18 protein-coding genes are annotated in these 24086 nt (G+C 60.1%); 15 read left to right on the top strand and 3 right to left on the bottom strand.

From position 1 onward, the window contains the following. Positions 1 to 47 precede the first annotated feature (47 nt). Positions 48 to 2471, bottom strand: coding sequence for a TonB-dependent receptor (locus LVE68_RS18040; protein WP_232941904.1), 2424 nt, complete (start codon positions 2469 to 2471; stop codon positions 48 to 50). 455 nt (positions 2472 to 2926) lie between these two features. On the opposite strand from LVE68_RS18040, the gene LVE68_RS18035 reads away from it, so the two are divergent. Further along, positions 2927 to 3844 (top strand): LysR family transcriptional regulator, encoded by a 918-nt coding sequence (locus LVE68_RS18035; protein WP_232941902.1) that lies wholly within the window; start codon positions 2927 to 2929, stop codon positions 3842 to 3844. Positions 3845 to 3980: 136 nt separating this feature from the next. Here the strand turns inward: LVE68_RS18035 and LVE68_RS18030 are convergent, their stop codons facing one another. Continuing rightward, on the bottom strand, positions 3981 to 4913 hold the full coding sequence (locus LVE68_RS18030; protein WP_232941900.1) for an AraC family transcriptional regulator: 933 nt from the start codon (positions 4911 to 4913) through the stop codon (positions 3981 to 3983). Positions 4914 to 5184: 271 nt separating this feature from the next. Here LVE68_RS18030 and LVE68_RS18025 point away from each other — a divergent pair, with 271 nt between their 5' ends. From LVE68_RS18025 to LVE68_RS17960, 14 genes are all read left to right on the top strand, one after another. Continuing rightward, positions 5185 to 5931: an SDR family oxidoreductase gene (locus LVE68_RS18025; RefSeq protein ID WP_232941898.1), complete on the top strand. Its 747-nt coding sequence runs from the start codon at positions 5185 to 5187 to the stop codon at positions 5929 to 5931. 86 nt (positions 5932 to 6017) lie between these two features. Continuing rightward, the gene (locus LVE68_RS18020) at positions 6018 to 6380 is read left to right on the top strand and encodes a hypothetical protein (protein ID WP_232941896.1); all 363 of its coding nucleotides are present in this window, start codon (positions 6018 to 6020) and stop codon (positions 6378 to 6380) included. Positions 6381 to 6665: 285 nt separating this feature from the next. Beyond that, a complete protein-coding gene (locus tag LVE68_RS18015; protein ID WP_232941894.1) occupies positions 6666 to 7124 on the top strand; it encodes a cyclophilin-like fold protein in 459 nt (152 codons plus the stop codon). Positions 7125 to 7569: 445 nt separating this feature from the next. After that, complete coding sequence (locus tag LVE68_RS18010) at positions 7570 to 9255, top strand: thiamine pyrophosphate-binding protein (RefSeq protein WP_232941892.1); 1686 nt, start codon at positions 7570 to 7572, stop codon at positions 9253 to 9255. A 15-nt stretch (positions 9256 to 9270) separates the two neighbouring features. After that, positions 9271 to 10059 carry an SDR family oxidoreductase gene (locus tag LVE68_RS18005; protein WP_232941890.1) on the top strand — a complete coding sequence of 263 codons (789 nt, stop codon included), beginning with the start codon at positions 9271 to 9273 and terminating at the stop codon, positions 10057 to 10059. Then, entirely contained in the window at positions 10059 to 11501 is a 1443-nt protein-coding gene (locus LVE68_RS18000; protein WP_232941888.1) for an aldehyde dehydrogenase, read from the top strand. Before LVE68_RS18005 ends, LVE68_RS18000 begins: the two co-directional genes overlap by 1 nt. Before the next feature lie 13 nt (positions 11502 to 11514). Next, a complete protein-coding gene (locus LVE68_RS17995) occupies positions 11515 to 11949 on the top strand; it encodes a RidA family protein (RefSeq protein ID WP_232941886.1) in 435 nt (144 codons plus the stop codon). 44 nt (positions 11950 to 11993) lie between these two features. After that, positions 11994 to 12515 carry a 3-hydroxyanthranilate 3,4-dioxygenase gene (locus LVE68_RS17990; RefSeq protein ID WP_232941884.1) on the top strand — a complete coding sequence of 174 codons (522 nt, stop codon included), beginning with the start codon at positions 11994 to 11996 and terminating at the stop codon, positions 12513 to 12515. Next, on the top strand, positions 12512 to 13531 hold the full coding sequence (locus LVE68_RS17985) for an amidohydrolase family protein (protein WP_232941882.1): 1020 nt from the start codon (positions 12512 to 12514) through the stop codon (positions 13529 to 13531). The genes LVE68_RS17990 and LVE68_RS17985 overlap by 4 nt, the downstream gene beginning before the upstream one ends. Positions 13532 to 13533: 2 nt before the next feature. Then, the gene (locus LVE68_RS17980; RefSeq protein WP_232941880.1) at positions 13534 to 14364 is read left to right on the top strand and encodes a cyclase family protein; all 831 of its coding nucleotides are present in this window, start codon (positions 13534 to 13536) and stop codon (positions 14362 to 14364) included. Between the two features lie 12 nt (positions 14365 to 14376). Further along, positions 14377 to 15657, top strand: coding sequence for a kynureninase (gene kynU, locus LVE68_RS17975; RefSeq protein WP_232941878.1), 1281 nt, complete (start codon positions 14377 to 14379; stop codon positions 15655 to 15657). 5 nt (positions 15658 to 15662) lie between these two features. Beyond that, on the top strand, positions 15663 to 17036 hold the full coding sequence (locus LVE68_RS17970) for an FAD-dependent oxidoreductase (RefSeq protein ID WP_232941876.1): 1374 nt from the start codon (positions 15663 to 15665) through the stop codon (positions 17034 to 17036). Positions 17037 to 17433: 397 nt separating this feature from the next. Then, on the top strand, positions 17434 to 19533 hold the full coding sequence (locus LVE68_RS17965) for a TonB-dependent receptor (RefSeq protein ID WP_232941874.1): 2100 nt from the start codon (positions 17434 to 17436) through the stop codon (positions 19531 to 19533). Positions 19534 to 19595: 62 nt separating this feature from the next. Continuing rightward, on the top strand, positions 19596 to 20780 hold the full coding sequence (locus LVE68_RS17960) for a PepSY-associated TM helix domain-containing protein (protein WP_232941872.1): 1185 nt from the start codon (positions 19596 to 19598) through the stop codon (positions 20778 to 20780). 334 nt (positions 20781 to 21114) lie between these two features. On the opposite strand, the gene LVE68_RS17955 is transcribed toward LVE68_RS17960, so the two are convergent. After that, on the bottom strand, positions 21115 to 23829 hold the full coding sequence (locus tag LVE68_RS17955; RefSeq protein WP_232941870.1) for a S8 family serine peptidase: 2715 nt from the start codon (positions 23827 to 23829) through the stop codon (positions 21115 to 21117). Positions 23830 to 24086: the final 257 nt, after the last annotated feature.

The raw sequence follows: 24086 nt of genomic DNA, 5'->3' as shown, positions 1-24086 counted from the left end.
CGGCAATGCCGGTCCCGGTTTTCCATCCCGTGGTCAATGGCGATCACTCAGAACTGGTAGGACAGGTTAAGGCCCACCGTACGGGGCCGCAGGTTGATCGCCCGGTAGCCCATGCGTCCGCCGAAATGCCCCGATACCTCCGCGTTTTCATTGGACAGGTTGTTCACCCACAGGCTTGCACGGTACTGGTCATAATCCGCGGCGACGTAGGCATCGAGAACGGAATAGGCATCGCGCACATAGGCTTCCCCATCCTCCTTGTCGATACGATCCGAAGCCGTCTCACCGACATAGCGGCCGGCCAGGCTGGCAGACAACCCGAGCCCATTAACCAGGACTGTATCGAATTTCAGGCCCAGGTTATGCCGCCACTCCGGTGAGCCACCCAGCTCACCGCCTTTCTCGTAAATGTAGCAATCGCTACCGCCATCCGGGCCACCGTAAGTGCAGACTTCGGCTGTCTCGGCCCACTGTGCCTCAGTCGTCGCGGCTTCATAATTCAGGGACCAGTTATCCGCGAGCCGATAGCTTGCCGCCAGCTCGATGCCGGTGGATTCCGAATCCGGGCCATTGGTGGTGCCATTGATCGGCAGGTAGCCGCCGACTGTCTGGCTCCAGTAGGTCTGGGTATTTTTCCAGTCCATCCGGTACCAGTCGGCATGTACAAACAGCGCGCCGTCCAGCAGGTAACCCTTTACACCGATCTCATAGTTATTTACCGAATCCGGTTCGTAGAACTGGATATCCTCAGTGGGCTCCTGGCCGCCCTCCTCCTTGAATGCGTTGGCACCACCGCGACGGAAGCCCTGGGAGGCGGTGGCATAGAGCATCACGTCATCAGTCAGGTCGTAGGCGGTATTGAACTTGAAGAAAGACTCGCCCGTACCTTCGATTTCCGCAACTCGCTCGCCGCTGGTAAAGCCCAGGTAGTCGGTCACTTCGCCATCGGATTCATCCGTGTAGTTGAACACCCGCGCACCGAGAGTGACATCCCAGCGCTCCGTCATTGCGTAGGTAGCCTCGCCGAACAGAGCCAGCTCTTCATAGGTACCGCCCAGGTCCTCGGCGTAGCCCTCATTGACACGCCCACCTGCCGCAGCGCGATCCAGCCAGGGAACATTCTCATCCAGCTCCGGCATCCACTCCGAGAAACGCTGGCGCTTCTCCTGCTCTGCATAATAAATGCCACCAATCCAGCTCAGCGGACCTCCGCCATTGGACACCAGCCGGGTTTCGTGACTCACACCCTCGTAGACATTGTCAAAGGTCATGTAAGCGCTGTTATTACTGCCTGATAGCGAAATCTCCGGGGAGATCCAGCCATAGAAAGACTCGCCGTAATCGGCGTAATCTCCCTGCCCTGCAGCCTGATCTTCATAGCGCGAGGTTGTGGAGTAGATATCGGCAAAGCCCAGCGCGAGCTCCGCAGTAATGGAGTCGAGCACAAATTCCCGGTCCGAGAATTCCTCGTAACGGGACACCACAGTGTGCTCGCCATACTGGTACGGCGTATCCTCGCGGAAAGTGGTGTCAAAACAGTCGATATCGCCTTCACAGAAACGACTGACCGGCAGGCGGCTGGCACCATTGATACCATGGGCCAGCTCACTCTGCTGGATATGGCTCAATGTCACCTTGAAATCTTCAGTGGCCTGCCATAGTAATGAGATCTTGCCACCGGTGGCCTCATGCCAGTCATCATCCTCATACAGGGTCTTGCCCGGGCTGGGGTCCCCGGGCCAGGCACTGTCGCCAGTCCGCCACACCGGGTTGACGGCGCGATCGGTATAACCCTTCTCGTCCAGGTTCGCCACCGATGCACGAACCGCTACGCTGTCCCCCAGGGGCAGGTTGACGACAAAGTCCGTGTCATTGCTGATGCCGTCACTGTAATCCGTCTGGTAGATACTGGTGTTGGCGACAAATTCGGTTTCCCCCAGCTGCGGCTGGTTGGTGACATAGCGCACCGTACCGCCCAGGGAACCGGCCCCGTACAGGGTACCCTGCGGTCCGAGGAGGGTCTCGACACGGGCGATGTCCTTGATGCGGTAGCGCATATGCGGCAGCGGGGTGTCGTCCAGGTAGTACGCCAGGGTGGAGCGAACAAACTGGTCCAGGTTGTTGGCGTTTACCGGCGACACGTTCAGGCCCCGCACTGTCACGGAGTCATTAAAGCGGGCGCCGTTCAGGGGTGCGCTGATGGCGACACTCTGTTCGATCAGCTTCTTGGCGTCGGTGATATTTCGGTTGCGCAGGGCATCCTGGTCGATCGCGGAAATGTTGTAGGGAATATCCTCGACTGACTCGGCCCGGCGTGTTGCGGTTACCGTGACAGTTTCCAGTACACTCTGTTTTTCCTGATCCTTCGCTTCCTCTGCGTCGCTGGTGTCCTGGGCGAAGACGGCCGGTGCCAGGGCAAATGCCAATGTGGAAACAAGACAAGGGAGCGGCTTCTTCTTGAAAGGTACCATAACCAGTTCCTTATTATTTGCGGGTCTCTGTCGGTGAATAAACTCCCGGGCGCGCACCTCTCACCCTTGCTCACAGAATCACCCGAAAACCCCGGCCGCCCAAAATACAACCTATCGGTTTAAGCTATGCATCAGCGACGGTTATGGTGTCTTCCAGGCTTTTGCCAGATCGGCGGAACTTAGACATAAATGACAGAAATGACTGGTGGCAACGCGACCAGCTACAGGCCTCCGCAAAACAGGGCCCTGATTTGAAAGGGTTTTCACTGCTCCCGCATTCGCTACCGACATGTCCCCGCCAGCCCAGATGAGCAATCCAGGCCCGGGTTGGGCAATCCGGTTTACTCACAAGAAGGGTGTGATAGAGTCCTTACCATAGGCAAAACCGATACCAGCTCACGACCGGACAACGCCGGCAAGTGGCAAGGAAAATATATAAAAGGAAGTAAGCCCGGATGGAAAGCCGTTTCTATATCGCCCCTGAGCAGCTGGAGGCCTTCGAAGTTGCTGCCCGCAGCGGCTCATTTTCCGCCGCCGCCCGCGCCCTCGGCAAGGCCCAGTCCACCATCTCCGGCCTGATCAGCAACTTGGAGATCGACACAGGCCTGCAACTGTTTGACCGGGCCGGGCGGGAGCCAAAACTGACCGCCCAGGGCCGCGCCCTGTTGCAGGAAGTGCGTGCTCTGCTGAACTCCTATTCCCGCTTCGAGGCCAAGAGCCGTAGCCTGGGCGCAGGTGTGGAGGAGTCGATTACCCTTGCCATCGACGAGTCCGCCATCGACCTGCAACAACTGGTGCAGGGACTGGATGCTTTCTACGAGCGATATGCCACCGTGTCGCTCAACCTCCTGCACGCATCCGGAGACAGTGCGGCAGAGCTGGTACGGGAAGGCAGGGCTGATATCGGTATTATCCTGAGCCAGGGGGATTACCCCGAGGACTTCGACTTCCGCGGCGCCGGCAGTTGCAGCTTTGTACTGGTGGCAGGTGCCCAGCATCCCATGGCCGCGCAGGACGCTGTGTCCAGCCAGGACCTGCAAGATCACCTGCACCTGCGCATCAGTGCCCCCGGCAACCAGGGATCACTGCCGGAAAACGACCTGAGCCATCGAATCTGGTACCTGGAGAGCTACTCGCTTTTCATGTCCATGCTGACCGCCGGCCTGGGATGGGCCTTTGTCCCACTGCATATCGCGAAGCCGCACCTCGACGCGGGCAGCATCCGTATTCTGACCACGGATTTCCAGCTGACGCCCTACCCCTACGGCACTGACCTGATCTGGTCCCGGCGCAAGTCACTTGGACCTGCGGGGCAGAGCCTGGTGGATGAAATCTCGGGGGTGCTGGCAGCGGCACCGGAAGAGCCGGCGTGAGGAGATTGCCTTCCCGGCAAGACGACGATCACCGAGCGGGCGATTGCGTTTACGGTCAAAGTCCCATCCGGGACTCTACTTACATGCAAGCCTCCCTGGTATTACTTCATGAAACATAAAGATTTATTGTCGCCCATCAACCGCACTCTGTTCTTGTAGCCCCACGCAGCCTTTCAATATCCCGCCTCGGCGGCGCGCCGAACAGGCGGCTGTACTCACGGCTGAATTGTGACGGGCTCTCGTACCCCACCCTGAACGATGCTGTGGAAGCATCAAGGTGTTCATTGAGCATCAGGCGTTTCGCCTCACTCAGCCGCAACCACTTCTGGTACTGCAACGGGCTCATGGCAGTGAGCTGGCGAAAATGATGATGGAATGTGGGCGTGCTCATCTGCACCAGACCGGCCAGGCTCTCGATGCGCAATGGCGAACTGTAGTTTTCTTTCAGCCAATCGATGGCCTTCGCGATTCGGTACCCCTGGCTGTCTACCGATGCGATCTGGCGCAGCAGTGCGGACTGGTCACTCAACAGTAACCGGTAGTGTAACTCCCGCTGGATCAGCGGCGCGAGTACATGGATGGCACCGGGCTCGTTGAGCAAATTAAGCAGGCGCCTGAACGGCTCCATGATCGCCGGGGTCATGCTACCCAGCCCGGCACTGATCCCGCCCGACCGTTCACCGGGGTCAGGCGGGCCTTCCCCTGCCATCAATTCCGCCAGCACACTGATATCGAGCTTCATGACCAGTCCCAGGCAGGGCTGCTCCGCGCTGGCATCCAGCACCTGGGAACTTGCCGGCAGGTCCAGCGATGTGATCAGGAAGTTGCTCCTATCGTAGGGATAGGCTTCGCCACCGATCAGCATCTGCTTGGTGCCCTGTACCACCAGCACTATGCTCGGTTCAATCAGGCAATAGTCCGGCTGGGTGGGCTCGTCGCGCCGGAAGAACAGCAGGTCCGGTACCGGTGTCGCCCAGTCCCCTGTCGCCTTCACCCTTTCAGCAATTATTTGCGCCATTTCCCGCTGAAAAGGGCGAATCTGTGCATTGTAGCCGTGATCTTCAACCATAAGAGGTTCCCGCTTTCTCCGGATGCACTATAACCCAGGGTTTCCACGCCATCCAACAGAAACGATACCGCCTCATAGGATCAGGCAACAAAGCAAGCGTAATACTCTAACGACCCGTGGGGATGGCACAGCAGAATAACCCCGACAGCTCGAGAGACCGCCCACACGCCTCCCCGGCGGAATCGGTCTCCCGGCTGATCCGTCGCGGCCAGAGAAAACCGCTATGGTTTCACCCAAGTTAACGGAACAGCAGAGTCATGAGGAGGCTTCCATGATGGATAACGTTAAAGGCAAAGTGATCGTGATTACCGGCTCCAGCAGCGGCAATGGTGAAGCCGCTGCACGCCACCTGGCAGAACGTGGCGCAACCGTTGTTCTTGCCGCACGCCGCAAAGACCGTATTGAAGCACTGGAGAAAGAGCTGGCCTCCGCTGGACACCAGGCGAAGGCGATAGTGACCGATGTGGTCGATAAAGCGCAGGTCCAGAACCTACTCGACACCACCGTAGAGACTTTCGGTAAGGTCGACGTCCTGATCAATAATGCCGGCCTGATGCCCCTGGCCCCGCTCGAGCAGGTCAAGACCGATGAGTGGGACCAGATGATTGATGTCAACCTCAAGGGCACGCTCTACGGCATTGCCGCCGCGCTTCCGCATATGGCAAAGCAGAAGTCGGGACACATCATCAACGTTTCTTCGGTCTACGGACACAAACTCGGCCCCGACGCCACCGTGTACTGCGCCACCAAGCACGCAGTGCGGACACTTTCCGAGGGACTGCGCCAGGAGGTCAAGCCCTACAATATCCGCACAACCATCATTTCCCCCGGGGCGGTGGCAACCGAGCTGCTGGAGCATATCAGTGACAAGGAAATCCAGGCGCAGACAAAGGATTTTGTCAGCCAGATCGCAATCCCCGCAGACAGTTTTGCACGGATGGTTGCATTTGCGATCAATGAGCCGGAGGACGTGGACGTAAACGAAATTCTCTTCCGTCCAACAGCCCAGCCGATCTGATCCGGGCTGGCCAACCAGGCCCCGGGGATCTGTCCCGGGGCCACTGGCAGCAGGGACCTGACCATCAATAGCAGGGGAAAGGAAGTATGATCCGTAAATTTCGCAAGGCGCCAGCCTTTTTATCAAACCGGCTCAAAGCCTCAGTGATCGGCTTTGCCGGGAGCTGCTTCCTGGCCGGTTCGGTTACTGCAGCCTTACCGGCAGCTGCAGAAACACAAGCCACCAAAAAGGAGGTTGGAATGATTCTGAGAAAGAATGGCTCACAGGACTCGATTGAAGGTCCAGCCGATTGGTTTACTGGCCGAGCGCGCATCGACCCCATTCACCTGGAGGCCCAGGAGCCTTCACGAATCACTTCGGCGCTCGTCACTTTTGAACCGGGCGCCCGAACCAACTGGCACACACATCCCCTGGGCCAGCTCCTTATCGTGACCTCGGGTAAGGGCTAGACGCAATGTGAGGGTGAACCCCGTGTCGAGATCAATGCGGGAGACAGCATCTGGTGCCCGCCAGGACATAAGCACTGGCATGGAGCGACCAGCAGCACGGGCATGAGCCATATTGCCATCCAGGAGGCACTGGATGGAAAAAATGTTGAATGGCTTGAACCTGTCACCGACGAGCAGTACCTGGATTAAACCGTGGCCCGGGGCTCCCGCCCCAGTTGCCAACAGACACCCGATCACCAACTGGGATCGGGAACAAGATTCGCGCCCCTGGTTTTATTGATCGCAGTGCTGGCAACTGCCGGCCCTGCCCTGGGCAGCTTGGCCGGCATTGCCCGGCCCGGCTACGCAAATGATAACAACCTCGAAAACAAGGTCACCACATTGACGAAAATCCAGATAACCGCTGACGGCACCACAGTAACAGCCACTATCGAGGATAATGCAACCTCCCGGGCTTTTGTCGCGTTGCTGCCATTGGCCCTGAAGCTGGAAGACTTTCACCAGGCCGAAAAGATAAGCGACCTTCCCGACCGCCTGCCTACGGACGGAGCCGCCGATGGCTACAGTCCCTCAGCGGGCGACATCAGCTACTATGCACCCTGGGGAAACCTGGCAATCTTTTATCACGATTTCGGATACTCGAAGGGACTGGTTCGGCTGGGGCATGCCGACGCCGGTATCGAACTGTTCAGAAAGCCAGGCTCCGTCACCGCAACCATCGAACGTGACTCGCAGCAGGACTGAGTGATCGCTGAAGGGCTTAAGGGCATCACCGCAGGAGGCATTCCCAAGCCACAACTAATGTACCATTCACGATTTCTGTACAAGAACGCATTCGAGACACTGAAGTCGGACGACCACGGGATAGAGCAAAGCACCGGCCGCCGGCGACTTACGCCCGCCTCCAGCATAGATACCGGCAGTCTTTGAGTACCGGATTGCACTGGTACACAAAATACTATTACGACGCCTCCTCCCAATCATGATCATGGCCACAGGTGGTGACCATATGATTGCCTGGATCCACACCGGCAGACCAAGCAAAATATCGCTGAAATGAAGCGCCTCAGCGAATTCCCCTGACAATCATGTTGCGCTCCGGATCCCCGGCGCTCCCCCTGTTTTCCATTTCCCAATGCGTTATATTTGGGATATCCAACATAAATAAACATAAGAAGTTGGCCCATATATGACGCAATCCGACCAGCCGCCAGAAATACTGAGCGGCGGCCAGATCCTGGTCAGGCGCCTGCAGGCGCAGGGTGTCGATCGCATTTTTGGCGTCCCCGGGGAGAGCTACCTCGCCGTGCTAGACGCCCTCTGTGATGCACCCGATATCCAGATGATCACCTGCCGGCAGGAAGGCGGTGCCGCAATGATGGCGGAGGCCGATGGCCGCCTGACCGGCAGGCCGGGCATATGCTTCGTCACCCGGGGCCCTGGCGCGACCAATGCCAGCGCAGGCGTTCATGTCGCCCAGCAGGCTTCCACGCCCATGGTTCTGTTTATTGGCCAGGTGGCGCGCGACCAGCAGGACCGGGAGGCTTTCCAGGAAATTGACTACCGGCGCATGTTCGGTCAGGTCGCCAAGTGGGTGGCGCAGGTGGAGTCGCCGGCGCGCCTGCCTGAATACATTGATCGCGCCTTCGCGGTTGCCATGTCCGGACGACCCGGCCCGGTTGTAATCGCACTGCCCGAAGATATGCTGCGCGAATCCTCCCCCTATTGGGCGCCGCCAATATCTACTGCGTTGCCCTCTGCCGCCCCGGCCCCGGCCGACTTGGTACAACTACACCAGTTGCTTGCCCGGAGTGAGCGGCCGCTGTTGCTATGCGGCGAAAGCGGCTGGTCCGGAGACGCACGTTCCCTGCTGGAAACTTTCTGCGAACGACAGGCCGTGCCCATTGTGGCCGCATTTCGCTGCCAGGATCGCTTCGATAATAGCCATCCCGCTTATATTGGCGATTGCGGCCTGGGCATCAACCCGGCCTTGCGCCAGCGTATTGAAAACGCGGACCTGGTGCTGGTCATGGGTGCACGGCTCAGTGAGATTGTCACCCAGAATTACGAAATCCTCACCGAGGCCGGCTCCCAGAAAATGGTGCATGTACACCCCTGCCCCGACGAGCTTGTCACTGTACGACAACCGGATATCGCCTTCGCCTGCCCAGTAGCAGCGGTGGCAGAAGGATTGGCGATGATCCGGACCGATCCCGAACGACTGGAGCGACGCCGTGCGCGGCTGGAAAGTGCCCGCGTGGAGTACGAGGCCTGGTCGAATCCAGGTACCCTGCCCGGCGACCTGCAGTATGGAGAGATAGTCTCCTACCTGCGTGAACAGTTGCCCGCGGATACCATTATCTGTAATGGCGCCGGCAACTATTCCATCTGGGTACACCGGTACTTTCGTTATCGACGCGCACACACGCAGCTGGCGCCGATCAGTGGTTCCATGGGGTACGGGCTGCCCGCAGCCATTGCCGCCAAGCTGCGCCATCCCCAGAGGGATGTGCTCTGCTTCGCCGGTGACGGTTGCCTGCAAATGACAATCCAGGAACTGGCCACCGCGAGACAGTACAGCGCCAATATTATCGTGCTGGTCATCAACAACGGTAGCTATGGCACCATCCGCACACACCAGGAAAAGAACTATCCTGGCCGGGTGATGGCGACAGACCTGGTCAACCCGGACTTCACAGCGCTGGCCAGCGCTTACGGATTTCACAGCGCCACCATCACCTGCACAGAGGAATTCTATCCCGCTTTCGAGGCAGCACGCGCGGCAGACCAGCCCGCCCTGCTGGAGCTGTGCCTACCCCTGGAAGCGCTGTCCCCCACGGTCACACTGTCCCAGTTCCAAAATAAAACCAGATAAAAGAAGTCGACTGCCATGAATCTCGATCTCTCAGAAAAACGCGCCCTTGTCTGCGGTTCCAGCCAGGGGCTGGGAAAGGCCAGTGCAATCGAACTCGCACAGCTTGGCGCATCGGTTACGCTGTTCTCTCGAAATGCAGAGAAGCTGCAGGCGGTAATAAAGGAGCTCGATACCTCGAAGGGCCAGCAGCATCACGTACTGGTGGCCGACTTTACCAACCCGCAGGCGGTCAAATCGGCAATCGAGAAACATATCGCCGAAACGGGGAATTTTGAAATCCTGGTGAACAACACCGGTGGCCCGGCACCCGGTCCGGCCAATGCTGCCGATGCAGCGGAATTTATCGATGCCTTCAACCTCCACCTGGTCAATAACCACAACCTGGTACAGACACTCCTGCCCGGCATGAAAGCGGCTGGCTATGGTCGTGTGATCAATGTGATTTCCACTTCGGTGAAAGCCCCGCTGAATGGCCTTGGTGTGTCCAACACCGTGCGCGGCGCGGTTGCCAACTGGGCCAAGACCCTGGCCAATGAGCTGGGCCAGTTCAATATCACGGTCAATAACGTGTTGCCGGGCGCAACCAATACCGTACGCCTTGAAGCGATTATCACCAACAAGGCGAAAAAAGCCGGTGTCAGCGAAGCGGAAATGGCGGAGCGGGAGAAGACCACCATCCCCATGGGCCGCTTCGGGGAAGCGCACGAGTTCGGCGCGGCTGTCGCCTTCCTGGCCTCCCCGGCTGCTGGTTATATCAATGGCGTCAACCTGCCGGTGGACGGCGGCCGAACCGGGTGCCTGTAATGGAAACCCTCGAAAACTATATCGATGGCCAGCTGGTGCCTCCCCGGGAAGGGGATTACCTTGACAATATCGAGCCCGCTACCGGACAGGTAGTTGGCCGGATTCCACGCTCCGGCGAGCTTGACCTGGACGCCGCAGTAGCCGCCGCGGACAAGGCACAGGCGGGCTGGCAGGCGACCCCACCCGAGCAGCGCGCGGCGCTGATGGAGCGCATCGCCGACCTGATTGAACAAAACCTGGAACTGCTCGCTACTGCAGAGTCGGAGGACAACGGCAAACCAGTCAGCCTGGCGCGCTCCGTGGATATTCCCCGTGCGGCCAGTAACTTCCGTTTTTTCGCCCATGCGATTACCCAGTTTGCGTCCGAATCCCACGCCATGGGGGAGACTGCAATCAATTACACCCTGCGCGACCCGGTCGGGATTGTCGGTTGTATCTCACCCTGGAACCTGCCGCTATACCTCTTTACCTGGAAGATTGCACCAGCACTGGCGGCCGGCAACTGTGTGATTGCCAAGCCGTCGGAGGTCACCCCGAAAACAGCATTCCTGCTATCGCAATTGTGCATCGAGGCGAGCCTGCCAGCCGGTGTGTTGAATATCGTACATGGGTTGGGGAACGAGATCGGCAATGCGCTGGTGGTACACCCCCGGGTGAAAGCCATTTCCTTCACCGGGGGGTCCGCGACCGGCGCGCATATCGCGGCCCAGGCGGCGCCGAAGTTCAAGAAACTGTCGCTGGAACTGGGCGGCAAGAACCCGAGCCTGGTATTTGCAGATTGCGACCTCGACAAGACCGTGGCCGGCGTTGCCCGCGCAGCCTTTGCCAACCAGGGCCAGATCTGCCTGTGTGGTTCGCGCATCTACGTGGAACGCAGTATCTACGGCGAATTCCGCCAGCGCCTGCTCGAGCAGGTGTCAGCTATGCGCGTCGGCGATCCCCGGGGCGATGTCGACCAGGGGGCACTGGTATCCCAGGCACACATGAATAAGGTTATCGGCGCGATCGACAAAGCCCGCGCGGAAGGCGGCAGGATCCTGTGCGGAGGTGAACGCGTCATGCCGGAGGGGCGCTGCGCACAGGGCTACTTCGTGGCACCCACGCTTATCGAGGGCTTGCCGCTGGACTGTGAGACCAACCAGCAGGAAATATTCGGCCCGGTCGCGACACTCCAGCCCTTCGACACGGAAGAAGATGCCGTCCGGCTGGCTAATGGCACCGACTATGGCCTCGCCGCAACGGTCTGGTCCGAAAACCTGCGCCGCAGCCACCGCATTGCCAGGGAACTGGAGTTCGGCATCGTCTGGATCAACTGCTGGTTACAGCGCGATCTGCGCACACCGTTCGGCGGCATGAAAAATTCCGGCGTCGGCCGTGAGGGCGGACTGGAAGCCCTGCGCTTCTTCACCGAGCCAAAGAACGTCTGTATCAATTATGAATGAAGCTGAGATAACCATGAACGCAGCGAAACACTCCTCCCGGGCCCCGGCACCCGTCGGCCTTTACCCACATGCACGCCAGGTGGGCAACCTGTTATTCCTGTCCGGCGTCGGCCCGCGCAAGAAAGACAGCCCGGAAATCCCCGGGGTGACACTCGACGGGGCGGGGAACATAGCCGCCTATGACATTGCCGAGCAGTGCCACTCCGTGTTTTCCAATGTCCGCGCAATCCTGGAGGATGCAGGTTCCAGCTGGGACCGGCTTGTCGACGTCACCGTATTCCTTACCAACATGAAGGACGATTTCAACACCTACAATGAAATCTATGCGGAATACTTCAGGGATAACCAGCCGTGTCGGACCACGGTCGAGGTCCTGTCTCTGCCAACCCCGATTGCAATCGAATTGAAGTGTATCGCTACAGTCGACCAGGGGATGGAGATCGACTAAAACCACAACCACCCGTAAACACCGCTTTGTGAGGCCACAGAATAATGAAAAACATGATGCCGCCCGTCAACTTCAAGCAGTGGATCGAGGACTACCGCCAGTTCCTGAAGCCGCCGGTGTGTAACAAACTGGTCTTCGAGGAAAACGGATTCTTCATCATGGTGGTCGGCGGGCCCAATTCACGCAAGGACTACCACGTGGATGAAGGGCCGGAATTCTTCTACCAGGTCGAGGGCGACATGCTGCTCAAGACCGTGCAGGATGGCAGGGTTGTCGATGTGCCGATCAGGGAAGGCGAAATATTCCTCCTCCCTCCGCTTATTCCCCACTCACCACAGCGTTTCGAGAATACCGTGGGGCTCGTTATCGAGCGCACCCGCCTGCCGCACGAGAAGGACGGCCTGCAGTGGTACTGTGACCACTGCGACAACCTGCTGTATGAAGAATATTTCCACCTGAAGAATATCGAGGAGGACTTCCCGCCGGTATTCGATCGCTTCTTCTCCTCAGAGCAGAACCGCACATGCAACGCTTGCGGACATGTGATGGAAGTCCCGGGGGCATGATGCTGACAATTGATATCCATACCCATATCCTGCCCAAGGACTGGCCCAACCTGAAAGAGCGCTATGGTTACGGGGGCTTTATTCACCTGGACCACCACAAGTGCGGCTGCGCGCGCATGATGAAGGAAGACACATTCTTCCGCGAGGTGGAGAGCAACTGCTGGGACGCCACTGTTCGCATGCAGGAATGCGATAACCACGGAGTCCATGTCCAGGTACTGTCGACGGTGCCGGTGATGTTCAGTTACTGGGCAAAGCCCGAGCATACCCTCGACCTGTCACGCATGCTGAATGACCACATTGCCGGCGTAGTCGACGCGCATCCCCGGCGCTTTGTGGGGCTCGGCACCGTACCCATGCAGGCGCCGGACCTGGCCGTTGGGGAGCTTGAACGCTGCGTCAGGGAGCTCGGGATGGCCGGCATCCAGATTGGCTCCAACGTGGACGGCTGGAACCTGGACGCACCGGAACTCTATCCGGTATGGGAGGCAGCGCAGGAACTGAACGCATCAATTTTCGTGCACCCATGGGAGATGATGGGACGCGAGACAATGCCCCGCTATTGGCTGCCATGGCTGGTGGGTATGCCAGCGGAGACATCGCGGGCAGTCTGCTCAATGATTTTCGGCGGTGTTTTCGAGAAATATCCCCGCCTGAAGGTGGCCTTTGCCCATGGCGGTGGCTCCTTCCCCGCCACTATTGGCCGTATCGAGCACGGGTTCAATGTCCGCCCGGACCTGTGTGCCGTCGACAACCCGGTTAACCCACGCAATTACCTGGACCGGATCTATTTCGATTCCCTCGTGCACGACCCGCAGATGATGAACTACCTGCTGGAACTTGCGGGGCCGGACCGTATCGCCATGGGGAGCGACTACCCCTTCCCGCTCGGCGAACTGGAGCCGGGCGCCCTGATTCGATCGATGGGATACAGCGAGGACGTGCAGGCCAAATTGCTGCACGGCACGGCACTTGAATGGCTGGGGCTGGAAAAGTCCCGCTTTATGGAGAGCTGATTATGGCTACCTTTCTCGAACTGGGCCGCGTCCGGTACCGCCTGTGTCATGAGCGGGCCAGCAGCATTGCTATCCCGCTTGATTTTTCCGGCCCACAGCCCAACCACTTCGGGGTACCTACCGCAACAGTAACGACCGTGGAGGGCGGCGGTTTTGTCGGGGATACCTCCCGCGGGGGCAGCTGCAACGTGCGCACCCTGCAGCTGACACCACACTGCAACGGCACGCATACGGAATCCATCTCCCATATTGTCGACGATGAGGTGGCTGTGGGTGAACTGCCACTTCCGATCCTGCAAAACGCTGTATTGCTGTCAGTGCAGCCCGTCCAGCTTGCCGAAAGCAACGAAGGCTACTGGCCCAACCCGGAAGCGACCGACAGTGTCGTGACGCGACACGCCCTACTGGAGGCCCTGGATAACACCGGCTTTCCGGAGCGGCTCGGCGATTGCCCGGCACTGGTGATCCGGACGCAGCCAAACAGCCCCGAAAAGTGCGCGCTGGAATATGGGGAGGATTGCCCACCGGTGTTCCTGAGCCTGGAGGCCATGGAATGGATCAGTCAAAATTTTGATCACCTGCTGGTGGACTTCCCCAGCGTTGACAAGATGTATGACGAGGGGCAGCTGGCGAACCACCGGCAGTTCTGGCATGTCCCCCGCGGCATCACAAAGATGGATGACACTGCCCATGCCATGCGTACCATCACTGAAATGATATTTGTGCCAGACGCACTGCCGGACGGTTATTACGGCCTGAACCTGCAGGTACCTGCTTTTCGCACCGATGCCGCACCCAGCCGGCCGATACTGGTTCCGCTGGAAGAAGAATAACGAGGAATACCCATGCATTATGAATCGGGTCTGGAGTTCGCCCACCAACTGGACAGCGACGATCCACTGGCAAAGTTCCGCGAACAGTTTTCGATTCCGCGTACCGGCGATGGCACCGAGGAAATCTACCTGTGTGGCAACTCCCTTGGCCTGCAGCCAAAGCTGGCTCGCGACTATGTCGTTCGGGAACTGGACAAGTGGGCTAGCCTCGGCGTCAAGGGACACTTTGACTGCGAACACCCCTGGATGCCCTACCACGAGTTCCTGACAGAAACCGCCGCGGACCTCGTCGGTGCAAACACCGACGAAGTGGTAATGATGAACTCCCTCACGGTAAACCTGCACCTGATGATGGTGACTTTTTACCGACCGAGTGAGACGCGTTACAAGATCGTGATCGAGGATCACGCGTTTCCCTCGGATCACTACGCGGTAGAGAGCCAGCTGCGCCATCACGGTATAGATCCCAGGGACGGCCTGGTGCTGCTCAGGCCCCGGGAGAACGAGGACCTGCTCCGCCAGGAGGATATCGAGGCACTGATCGCGGAGCAGGGAGACACCATCGCACTGATGCTGCTGCCGGGGGTGCAGTACTACACCGGGCAGGTACTGGACTTAGCGGGCATTACCCGTGCGGCACAGGCGCGGGGTATCAAAGTGGGTTTTGACCTGGCCCACGCGGTAGGCAATATCCCGCTCCAGTTGCATGAATGGAATGTGGACTTCGCCTGCTGGTGTACCTACAAGTACCTGAACTCGGGGCCCGGATCGGTGGCCGGCTGCTTCGTACACCGCCACCACGCGCGCGACACCAGCCTGGACCGTTTTGCCGGCTGGTGGGGCCATGACAAGGATACGCGCTTCAGGATGGAAAACCGTTTTGTCCCGATGCCAACCGCCGAGGGCTGGCAGCTTTCCAATCCCCCTATCCTCTCCCTTGCGGCGATCCGCGCCTCTTTCGATGTTTTCCGGCAGGCCGGTGGCATCCAGCCCCTGCGCAAGAAATCAGAGAAATTGACCGGCTACCTGCGCTACCTCCTGGATGCCGAAGTGTCAGAGTTTATCCGCGTTATCACGCCGGAAAGCCCGGACGAACGCGGTTGCCAGCTGTCGCTGTGTTGCGACGCGAAACACCTGACTGGCCGCGAACTGTTCGGGCGGCTGGAAGCGGCGGGCATTACCGCAGACTGGCGGGAGCCGAATGTAATCCGTATCGCCCCGGTCCCGCTGTACAACAGCTTTACGGACATTTACCGCTTTGTACAAATCCTGAAATCCGCCTGTAACGAGTGATGGCAATGCGCGAAACCAGCAAAGAAAAAATCGTCATCGCTGGCGCCGGCCTGGTGGGTGCCATGGCCGCCTGCTTCCTGGGCCGCCGGGGCTTTGATGTGGAAGTCTATGAAAGCCGTGTGGACCTGCGCCGGCACGACATCTCTGCCGGCCGTTCCATCAACCTGGCACTTGCCAATCGCGGTATCTACCCGCTGGAGCAACTCGGGCTGATGGACAGGGTCCGGCAAATGATGATCCCGATGCGCGGCCGTATGATCCATGACCCCAGGGGCGAGCAGAACTTCCAGCCTTACGGGCAGACCGAGGAAGAAGTCATCTACTCGATTTCCCGGGGGGACCTGAACCACCTGCTACTGGACGCAGCGGAGGACACCGGGCATGTCAGGATCCACTTCTCACACAGGCTGGATTCCGTTGACTTCGACAACAACTGCGCTGTGTTTATTGACGATGAAAGCGGCTCTCCTGTCGAAGTAACCTTCTCGAGGCTGATCGGGGCGGATGGTGCTGGCTCAAAAGTCCGGCAGGCGCTGGTGGCTGCCCAGGATGGCAGCGACAGCCTGGAGCCCCTGGACCACAGCTACAAGGAACTGGAGATCCCCGCCGGAGCCGATGGTGGCTTCCAGATTGAAAAGCACGCGTTGCATATCTGGCCCCGCGGCGGCTTTATGCTGATCGCACTGCCGAATATGGATGGCAGCTTCACGGTGACCCTGTTCCTGCCCAATAAAGGCGAAGCCAGCTTTGCGGCCCTGCAGACGCAGGAGGACGTGTTCCAGTTCTTTGAAGAGTACTTCCCGGATGTGGATGCGCTGATGCCTGGACTGGTGGATGACTTCTTTGCCAATCCCACCGGGAAGCTGGGGACCGTGCGCTGCAAACCCTGGCATATTGGCGACAAGGCGATCCTTATCGGCGATGCCGCCCATGCGATCGTCCCCTTCCATGGCCAGGGCATGAACTGTGGCTTTGAGGATTGCGTGGTACTGGACCAGTGTATAGAGCAACATTACGCCGACTGGAAGCAGGTGTTCAGTGAATATGACCGCCTGCGCGCACCCAATGGCGCGGCCATTGCAGACATGGCGCTGGAAAATTACGTGGAGATGCGGGATTCAGTAAACGACCCGCAGTTCCTGCTCAAGAAGGCGATTGGCTTCGAACTGCAGAAGCGCTGGCCGGAACAGTTTACCCCGCGCTATGGCATGGTCATGTTCCAGCGCATTCCCTACGCCGAGGCCCAGCGCCGCGGGGTAATCAACCAGCAGATCCTGGACACCCTGGCCTCTGGCATAGAATCCCTTGACGAGGTGGACTGGTCGGAGGCGGCAGCACTGGTAAAAAAGCACTTCGGTTCAACCACTGCAACGGCCTGAATCGCACGGCTGGCTATAGCCCTGCCGCAATAGCCTGAGCATCGATACTAAAGACACCAGCCGACCGGCTGGAAGCACCGGCCTGCCTGCGGTGCCGTTTCCAGTCTCACGGCCTCCTCCCAACCCGGAGACCGAAACCCGCCACTGCCTGATCTCTCCACCGCAAGATGACCAGCAAAGGGCCGGGTGCGCCCCATCCAGCGAATGGTCCTCACCCCCACTCCCCGACCTCACACCGGCTGGCTCCTCCGGGCCCTGCCCACACCAGACCTTATTGATATTGATTCTCACTTTCTTTACTATTGCTGCCACAGTACAACAGAACGGCCACTTTTATTGCACCGGCCATTCCACAACGCGTAAATCCCCGACCTTTCGACGCATCAAGGAACCGAAAATGCGCCACCTGAATACCACGCTCGCCCTGGCCATTGCCGCTGCCAGCTCTGCCACCTATGCCGCTGGAGACGGCGCCCGAATCGATGAGGAAGTAGTGGTTACCGCCAGCCGTACCGAGAAACCGCTGAGCAGTATCCCCAATACCGTCACCCTGATCGACGAGGCCGAACTGACCCGCGAGCTGGCTGCCACCAGTGACCTGTCCACCGTGCTGGGCAACCTGATCCCGAGCTTTTCCCCCAGCCGGCAGAAAATGACCAGCTCCGGTGAGAGCCTGCGCGGGCGCAAGCCGCTGTACCTGATCGATGGCGTGCCCCAGTCCAACCCGCTGCGCAACGGCGGGCGCGATGGACACACCATCGACCCGCTGATGCTGGAGCGCGTGGAAGTCATCCACGGCGCCAATGCCATCCATGGCATGGGCGCATCCGGTGGCATCATCAACCTGGTCACCCGCACTCCCAGCGACGAGTTCCAGCAAAGCCTGCGCGTGGAATCCACCCTGCAGCCGGAAGACCTGGGCGAGACCGCAGGCTACGGCGGCAACTACAGCCTGTCGGGCAAGGTGGATGACGTGGACCTGCTGGCCAGCCTCAGCTACCGCGACACCGGCATCAGCTACGACGCCAATGGCGATATCGTCGGCTTTGACAACACCCAGGGCGACACCATGGACAGCCAGTCCATCAATGCCTTTATCAAGACCGGTTACAGCTGGGACGACCAGCGCCTGCAGCTGACCGCCAACCACTACAAGATCGAGGGTGACAACAACTGGGTCAGCGTCGATGGCGACATCAGTGCCGGCATTCCCACTACCGCAGTCGAGGGCCAGGTGCCGGGCGACGCGCCTTCCAACGACGTCACCACCGTCAACCTGCAGTACAGCAACGAGGAGATCTTCGGCCACAGGCTGCGTGCCCAGGTATTCTCCCAGGACTTTGCCGGCACCTACGGCGGCGGCACCTTCGGTACCTTCCAGGATCCGGCTTACGGTGATGAGGTTTTCGACCAGTCGCAGAACAACTCCGAGAAGCGGGGCCTCAAGCTGACCCTGCTGAAAGACCGGGTGGCCGGCGCACCGGTGAGCCTCGCCTACGGCGTGGACATGTTTGAAGACGAGACCTGGCAGCAGCTGGTGCAGACCGGCCGTGCCTGGGTACCGCCGACCCAGTACCGCAATATCGCCCCCTACGTTCAGGGCGAATTCACTGGCATCGAGCGGCTGACCGTTACCGCGGGCATCCGCCACGAGCGCTCCAAATTGGAGGTCGAAGACTTCACCACCCTCTTCTCCTACGGCAGCCAGCAGGTAGAGGGCGGCTCGCCGGAGTTCAGCGAGACGCTGGGTAACATCGGCGCCACTTTCGAGATCAACGACGCCCTGCGCGCGTACGCGAATTATTCCGAGGGCTTCTCCATGCCCGACGTGGGCCGGGTGCTGCGCGGCATCAACCAGCCGGACCAGAGCGTCGAGAGCTTCCTCGACCTGCAGCCGATCCTGACCCAGAACCGCGAGCTGGGCCTGGACTTCAGCAGCGAGCGCTTCGCCGCCCAGCTGGCCTACTATACGTCGGACTCCGATATCGGCCAGCGCCTGGCCCTGGGCGCGGACGGCGTATACAGCGTCAAGCGCGAGCAGACCGAGATCGACGGCGTGGAAGCCCGCGGCCAGTGGTTCGTGAGCGGCAGCGATACCCTGGAGCTGCGCTATGCCTACACCGAGGGCCGCTACGATTCGGACCAGGACGGCAGTGTGGATACCGACCTGGACGGCCGCAACATCGCGCCCAACCGCATCAACCTGAGCTGGGCCCGGAACTGGACCGACAACCTCTCTACCCGCCTGCAGGCCAACTGGCTGATGGACCGGGATTTTGAGAACGCCGACGGCGACGTCACCACCGAGTTTGACGGCTACGCAACCATCGATGCCAGTGCGCAGCTGCAGGCGCTCTCCGGCGAATTCGCACTGGGGATCCAGAACCTGACCAACGAAGACTACTTTACCTACTACTCCCAGACCGCGGGCAACGATATCCGCAACTTCAAGGGCATGGGGCGCAGCGTAACCCTGTCTTACTCCCGGGTATTCTGATCCAACTCCCGTAAACCCGCCGCGCCGGCCAGGACCGGCGCGGCGGGACAACCGAGTTCACCATGCGCAAAGCCCTGTTCACCCTGCACAAGTACGCCGGCCTGGTCCTGGGCCTGCTGCTGTCACTGATCGGCCTCACCGGCAGCCTGCTGGTGTTCGACCATGCGCTCGATGAACAGCTGGCGCCACACACCGTCACATTCAGGCCCAGTGAGGCGCCGGCCAGCTACGCGGATATTCTCGCCGCGGCCCGCGCCGCTGTGCCCGGTAATCCCGCCCCCAAGCGCCTGATGACCCCGCGACAATCCGGCAGTCCCTATGTCGTGCGCTTCCCGGGTGCAGAGGGCGCGCCGGGGCCCATCGAGGTCAGCGTATCCCCCTTCGATGCCGAGGTGCTTGCCGTGCGGGGCTGGGGCACCCCCGGTTACACCATGACCTGGCTCTATCGGCTGCACTACACCCTGCTGTCCGGCAAGCAAGGCAAGACCGTGGTCGGGTTGATGGGGCTGTTACTGATGGTGTTCTGTATCACTGGTGCCGTGCTCTGGTGGCCGAAAAAGAGCCGCACCGGCGGCCGGCGCTGGGGAAAGGCGTTCAGCATCTCCCGCAGCGGCAATCGCTTTCGTTTTTACTTCGACGTGCACCGGGTATTCGGCATCTATTTCCTGCCGCTGTTGCTGGTCACCAGCTTCTCCGGCGTCACGCTGGTGTTCCCACAGCAGGTGCGGGCCGTGGTAAGTGCCGTGTTCCCCACCGAGCCCCTGGCTGCCCTGCCCGGCTCACACACAGACCGCGGCCAGCCGATTTCCCCGGACCGCGCCGCAGCAATCGCACAGGAGGAATTTCCCGGCGGTGTCCTGAAACGTATTTACCTGCCACGGGATGCGACGGACAGCTACGGGGTTTCCGTCCGCGCTGCCGGTGAGGTATGGCAAAACTATGGTGCCAGCTTCGCACGCGTGGACCAGTACAGTGGGGAGGTGTTGATGGTCGAGAATGTCACCACGATACCGCTCGGCAACAAAATCCTGCGCTGGCAGTTCCCGCTGCATAATGGCGATGCCCTCGGCCTGGCCGGCCGCTGGCTGGTGTTGCTGGCCGGACTGGTCCCGGGCCTGCTGTTCGGAACAGGGGCCTACCTCTGGTGGAAGAAGCGAGTCCTGAGGCGGGCAAAATCACGATCCCCGGAAAAGCCTGCCCGGGAAGGGAAGCAGGCAGCACAGACCGGGCTGCGATCGACACCGTAAAGGTATCCCCGGGTGATGCGAGTAACAGCTGCGCAATGCCATTCCGTGCCGGGAAGCCCGTCAGGGCCAGGCATTCCCATGTCTTGCAGGTTTGCTCCCCGCCTTCAGCAAGGGGGTATGGGCGCTTCCGGTCTGGATAACAGCTGCAGGACACTCCAGTGGATTACAAAAAAATGGGCGATGGCCGGTGATGCCAATCGCCCATTGACCGGGCTCGCCCAATAACCGCATTGGCCGTTGGGAAAACCGGGGGTTTACGCCAGCCCGAACCGCACTCGATAACAGGCGGGCACGGCCCCACTTTATTTGGCCCCGGGGCCTGTGGGCCAGGTACCTAGCGCACTACGGTAATCGGCGGTGATGTCCAGGTCTCGAAGCCCGGATAGCTGACACCATCCCCACCCAGCTTGTCGAATTCCAGGCGGATGTAGTAAGTACCCTCAGGTGCGGGCGAACCGTCCTCCAGCACACCATCCCACTGTGCGAAATCAATGCCGGTGCCGGTACCACTGTTGCGCACCCAGTGCTCGAACAGCTCTGCCGGCCGGAGGCCGGTATAGCGGTCCTTGGCCCAGGCCACCGTGCGACCGCTTGTGTCGATCACCCGTGCACGGTATTTGCGCAGCATCGGGAAGCCCTGCGACAGCATGGTAAAGGCAACATCGTCATAAATACTGTCGTTGCTGAAATCCAGGGTTACTGAGGTGCTCTTGCCAATCGACCAGCCGCAGGCTCCCGGTGTGGAATCGCTGCAGCAGCGCGGGCGTGCGTAAGGCGGCAGGTCGCAATTGGGTACGTTACCCGGGCGAAGCGACGGGTTGTCGAGCCCCTGGTTAATATCAGTGAAGGTCGGGTTGATCGCCGGCAGGGCCTGGAAATCGCCCTTGATGCCCAGGTAGGGTACCCGCAGGATCCCACCACCATTTTCGGGAGTGAGCTCGATCCAGCCGGAGAGGATACTACCCTCGGCAACATCAACCGGCTGGCTGAAGCTCACCGAAAGTTTTGCCTCACCAGAGGCGGGTACCACGACACTGTCACTGGAAAACTCGACCGTAGCCGCCGATGTGCTGGGAACCCAGCGGAATGTCATCGGCGGGTTAACGGTCAGTGCAGAGCGATGTGACACACGATAGCTGATATCAGTATCACTCTTGTTTTCCACCGTTATGTCACGGGACAGGCGCCTGCCCTCGAACTCGCCCAGGGAAAGCTTTGCCGGCTCCGCCTTGGTGCGGGCTCCCAGGGCAGCAATGGCATTCACCATGCCCGCGCCCTGCTGTGCCACCGGGTGCAGGCCCAGGTCCGGATCAACCGTGAAGTCGGCCGGCTCTGAAGTGCTGAGCAGGATATCGCGGACCTCATGGGCTTTCAGGCTGGGATTAGCAGAGCGCATCAGTGCTGCGATACCGGCCACATGCGGCGCTGCCATGGAGGTACCGTCCATCAACCCGTAATAACCGGCATAGCCGGGGATAGCGGAGAAGATGTACCCACCCGGGGCCATCACATCCGGCTTCATGTCGAGCTCATGGCTCGGGCCCCAGGCACTGAAGAAGGTGGTCTTGCCCGGGAATGTGGCCGGGTCCTCGAAGAAGTGACCCCAGCTGACACTGGCCCCCGGGCTCATGGAGGCCAGCTCGCTACCATCACCGGTACGCACTGCCACGGTGGGGATATCCAGTCGCTCAATGGTGCTGCTGAATTGCGAAGCGAAGCGATCCGGGTCCCAGGAATCCTGCCACCAGATGGCCGCTTCCGCACCCGCCTCGGCGTAGAGGTTGACCGCCATATATGGGCGGCAGCTCCAGTGGCCGCGCTTGAGCAGGACGATCTTGCCCTCGTAGGAGACATCCTCCGGGAGGGCCGCGCAGTTGGCGGTGCCTGCATCCACGACCTCGAACGTGCCCTTGCCGGGAACCGGCTGGCCCAGGTACATGGCACGGAAAGGCATGATTTCGCCATTGGAGGTCTTGAATGCCATTTCGGTGGCTTTGCTGTTATAGGCCGCTGCCACCGCAATCGCGCTCTTGGCAATTGCCGGGCTACCGGGCAGGAAGGGTCCGGCCAGGTTATTGCCGATCGCCACCACCGGTACGGTACCGCGCCTTAGCATGCGGTCTGTGGCCCGGGAGATCACGCCGTTCTGCAGCACTTCATAGCGGTTACTGCCCCAGCTCATATTCACCACGTCGCAACCGTCTTCCACCGCCTGCTCCATCGCAGCAAGCAACACATCCTCTGTCGCGCCGGGATTCTCGGTACCGAAAATGCGGTAGACCCGCAGCTTCGCATCCGGTGCAACCCCGACCATGATGTCGTCCTTGCCCGCCACGATACCGGCCACATGGGTACCGTGCATCTCAACGGAGGCGTAACGGTCGTCAAAGGGATCCGCGTCGTCGTCGGCAAAGTCATAGCCGCCGATCACCTTGTCATTCGGGAAGCCCGGGCCGCCGAATGCCGGGTGGTTGTAGTCGATACCGCTGTCGATCACGCCCACCACTACACCCTCACCGGTAATCCCGGCAGAGTGGGCCTCGGGCACACCGGTCAGGTTGGTAACGGTCACGTTGTCTCGGGTGGTGCCCTCCGGCGCTTCTGCGGGCACCGGTGACTGGCCCCCCATCACCGAATAGATCGGGTGACTGGCAGAGACAGTGTCCAGTGCCTCCAGCGCGGCCAGGTCTTCGGGATCAATCTCGATCGACAGGCCGTTGAACAGCACATCGAAGTTCCGGCGTTCGGTGAACTCGATGCCTGCGGCGCGGGCCTGTGCGCGGAACTCGTCCTGCTCGACCGCCAGCTTACGCAGGTAGGCTGCCTCGCGGCTGGGGTTCACCTGCGCTTCGGACAGCGGCTTGCTGTTCAACTCCACAAAGCGCACCAGGCGGTCTCCACTGGTGACCGGTTGTACTGCCTCCGGTGCTGGATCCGCGTCAATCATGCCATCGTCCGCCATAGCGGGCTGGCCCGACAGCATGGCGAACGCCAGGGATGCCGACAGCCACGCCTGCCATCGACGACGGCGGGGGTTAGTTGGGAACATACTGGTTCTCCATCCTTATCTTTTACTTGTTGTCAGGACGCAACGGCCTGGCCCAAATTTCAGGCTGGCGCTGCCCTTCAGGATGGTAAGTTGGGGCTTCTGCGAAGCTCTATAGGGGAATCCCTGATCTGCGTGTAAACCAGAAATGCCGCACAAATACAGCCACAGGCCGGGCACGGGTTAAACAGCGACGGGCAGGGCCGGAATCCGGGCGGGCGAGCGGCAAGCACCAGTAGAGCTGCAGCCCGCGCCAGTGT

This window comes from Microbulbifer sp. YPW16 (assembly GCF_021290385.1).
Classification (GTDB): Bacteria; Pseudomonadota; Gammaproteobacteria; order Pseudomonadales; family Cellvibrionaceae; genus Microbulbifer; species Microbulbifer zhoushanensis.
The sequence above is the reverse complement of the archived record's forward strand: the minus strand, read 5'-3'. Positions and strand labels throughout refer to the sequence as shown.

Coding starts and splice junctions, on each gene's coding strand:
- LVE68_RS17955 (WP_232941870.1), bottom strand. CDS start 23,829: ATGTTCCCAACTAACCCCCGCCGTCGTCGATGGCAGGCGTGGCTGTCG.
- LVE68_RS18010 (WP_232941892.1), top strand. CDS start 7,570: ATGACGCAATCCGACCAGCCGCCAGAAATACTGAGCGGCGGCCAGATC.
- LVE68_RS17985 (WP_232941882.1), top strand. CDS start 12,512: ATGATGCTGACAATTGATATCCATACCCATATCCTGCCCAAGGACTGG.
- LVE68_RS17980 (WP_232941880.1), top strand. CDS start 13,534: ATGGCTACCTTTCTCGAACTGGGCCGCGTCCGGTACCGCCTGTGTCAT.
- LVE68_RS17995 (WP_232941886.1), top strand. CDS start 11,515: ATGAACGCAGCGAAACACTCCTCCCGGGCCCCGGCACCCGTCGGCCTT.
- LVE68_RS17960 (WP_232941872.1), top strand. CDS start 19,596: ATGCGCAAAGCCCTGTTCACCCTGCACAAGTACGCCGGCCTGGTCCTG.
- LVE68_RS17990 (WP_232941884.1), top strand. CDS start 11,994: ATGAAAAACATGATGCCGCCCGTCAACTTCAAGCAGTGGATCGAGGAC.
- LVE68_RS18030 (WP_232941900.1), bottom strand. CDS start 4,913: ATGGTTGAAGATCACGGCTACAATGCACAGATTCGCCCTTTTCAGCGG.
- LVE68_RS17970 (WP_232941876.1), top strand. CDS start 15,663: ATGCGCGAAACCAGCAAAGAAAAAATCGTCATCGCTGGCGCCGGCCTG.
- LVE68_RS18040 (WP_232941904.1), bottom strand. CDS start 2,471: ATGGTACCTTTCAAGAAGAAGCCGCTCCCTTGTCTTGTTTCCACATTG.
- kynU (WP_232941878.1), top strand. CDS start 14,377: ATGCATTATGAATCGGGTCTGGAGTTCGCCCACCAACTGGACAGCGAC.
- LVE68_RS18025 (WP_232941898.1), top strand. CDS start 5,185: ATGATGGATAACGTTAAAGGCAAAGTGATCGTGATTACCGGCTCCAGC.
- LVE68_RS17965 (WP_232941874.1), top strand. CDS start 17,434: ATGCGCCACCTGAATACCACGCTCGCCCTGGCCATTGCCGCTGCCAGC.
- LVE68_RS18035 (WP_232941902.1), top strand. CDS start 2,927: ATGGAAAGCCGTTTCTATATCGCCCCTGAGCAGCTGGAGGCCTTCGAA.
- LVE68_RS18005 (WP_232941890.1), top strand. CDS start 9,271: ATGAATCTCGATCTCTCAGAAAAACGCGCCCTTGTCTGCGGTTCCAGC.
- LVE68_RS18000 (WP_232941888.1), top strand. CDS start 10,059: ATGGAAACCCTCGAAAACTATATCGATGGCCAGCTGGTGCCTCCCCGG.
- LVE68_RS18020 (WP_232941896.1), top strand. CDS start 6,018: ATGATCCGTAAATTTCGCAAGGCGCCAGCCTTTTTATCAAACCGGCTC.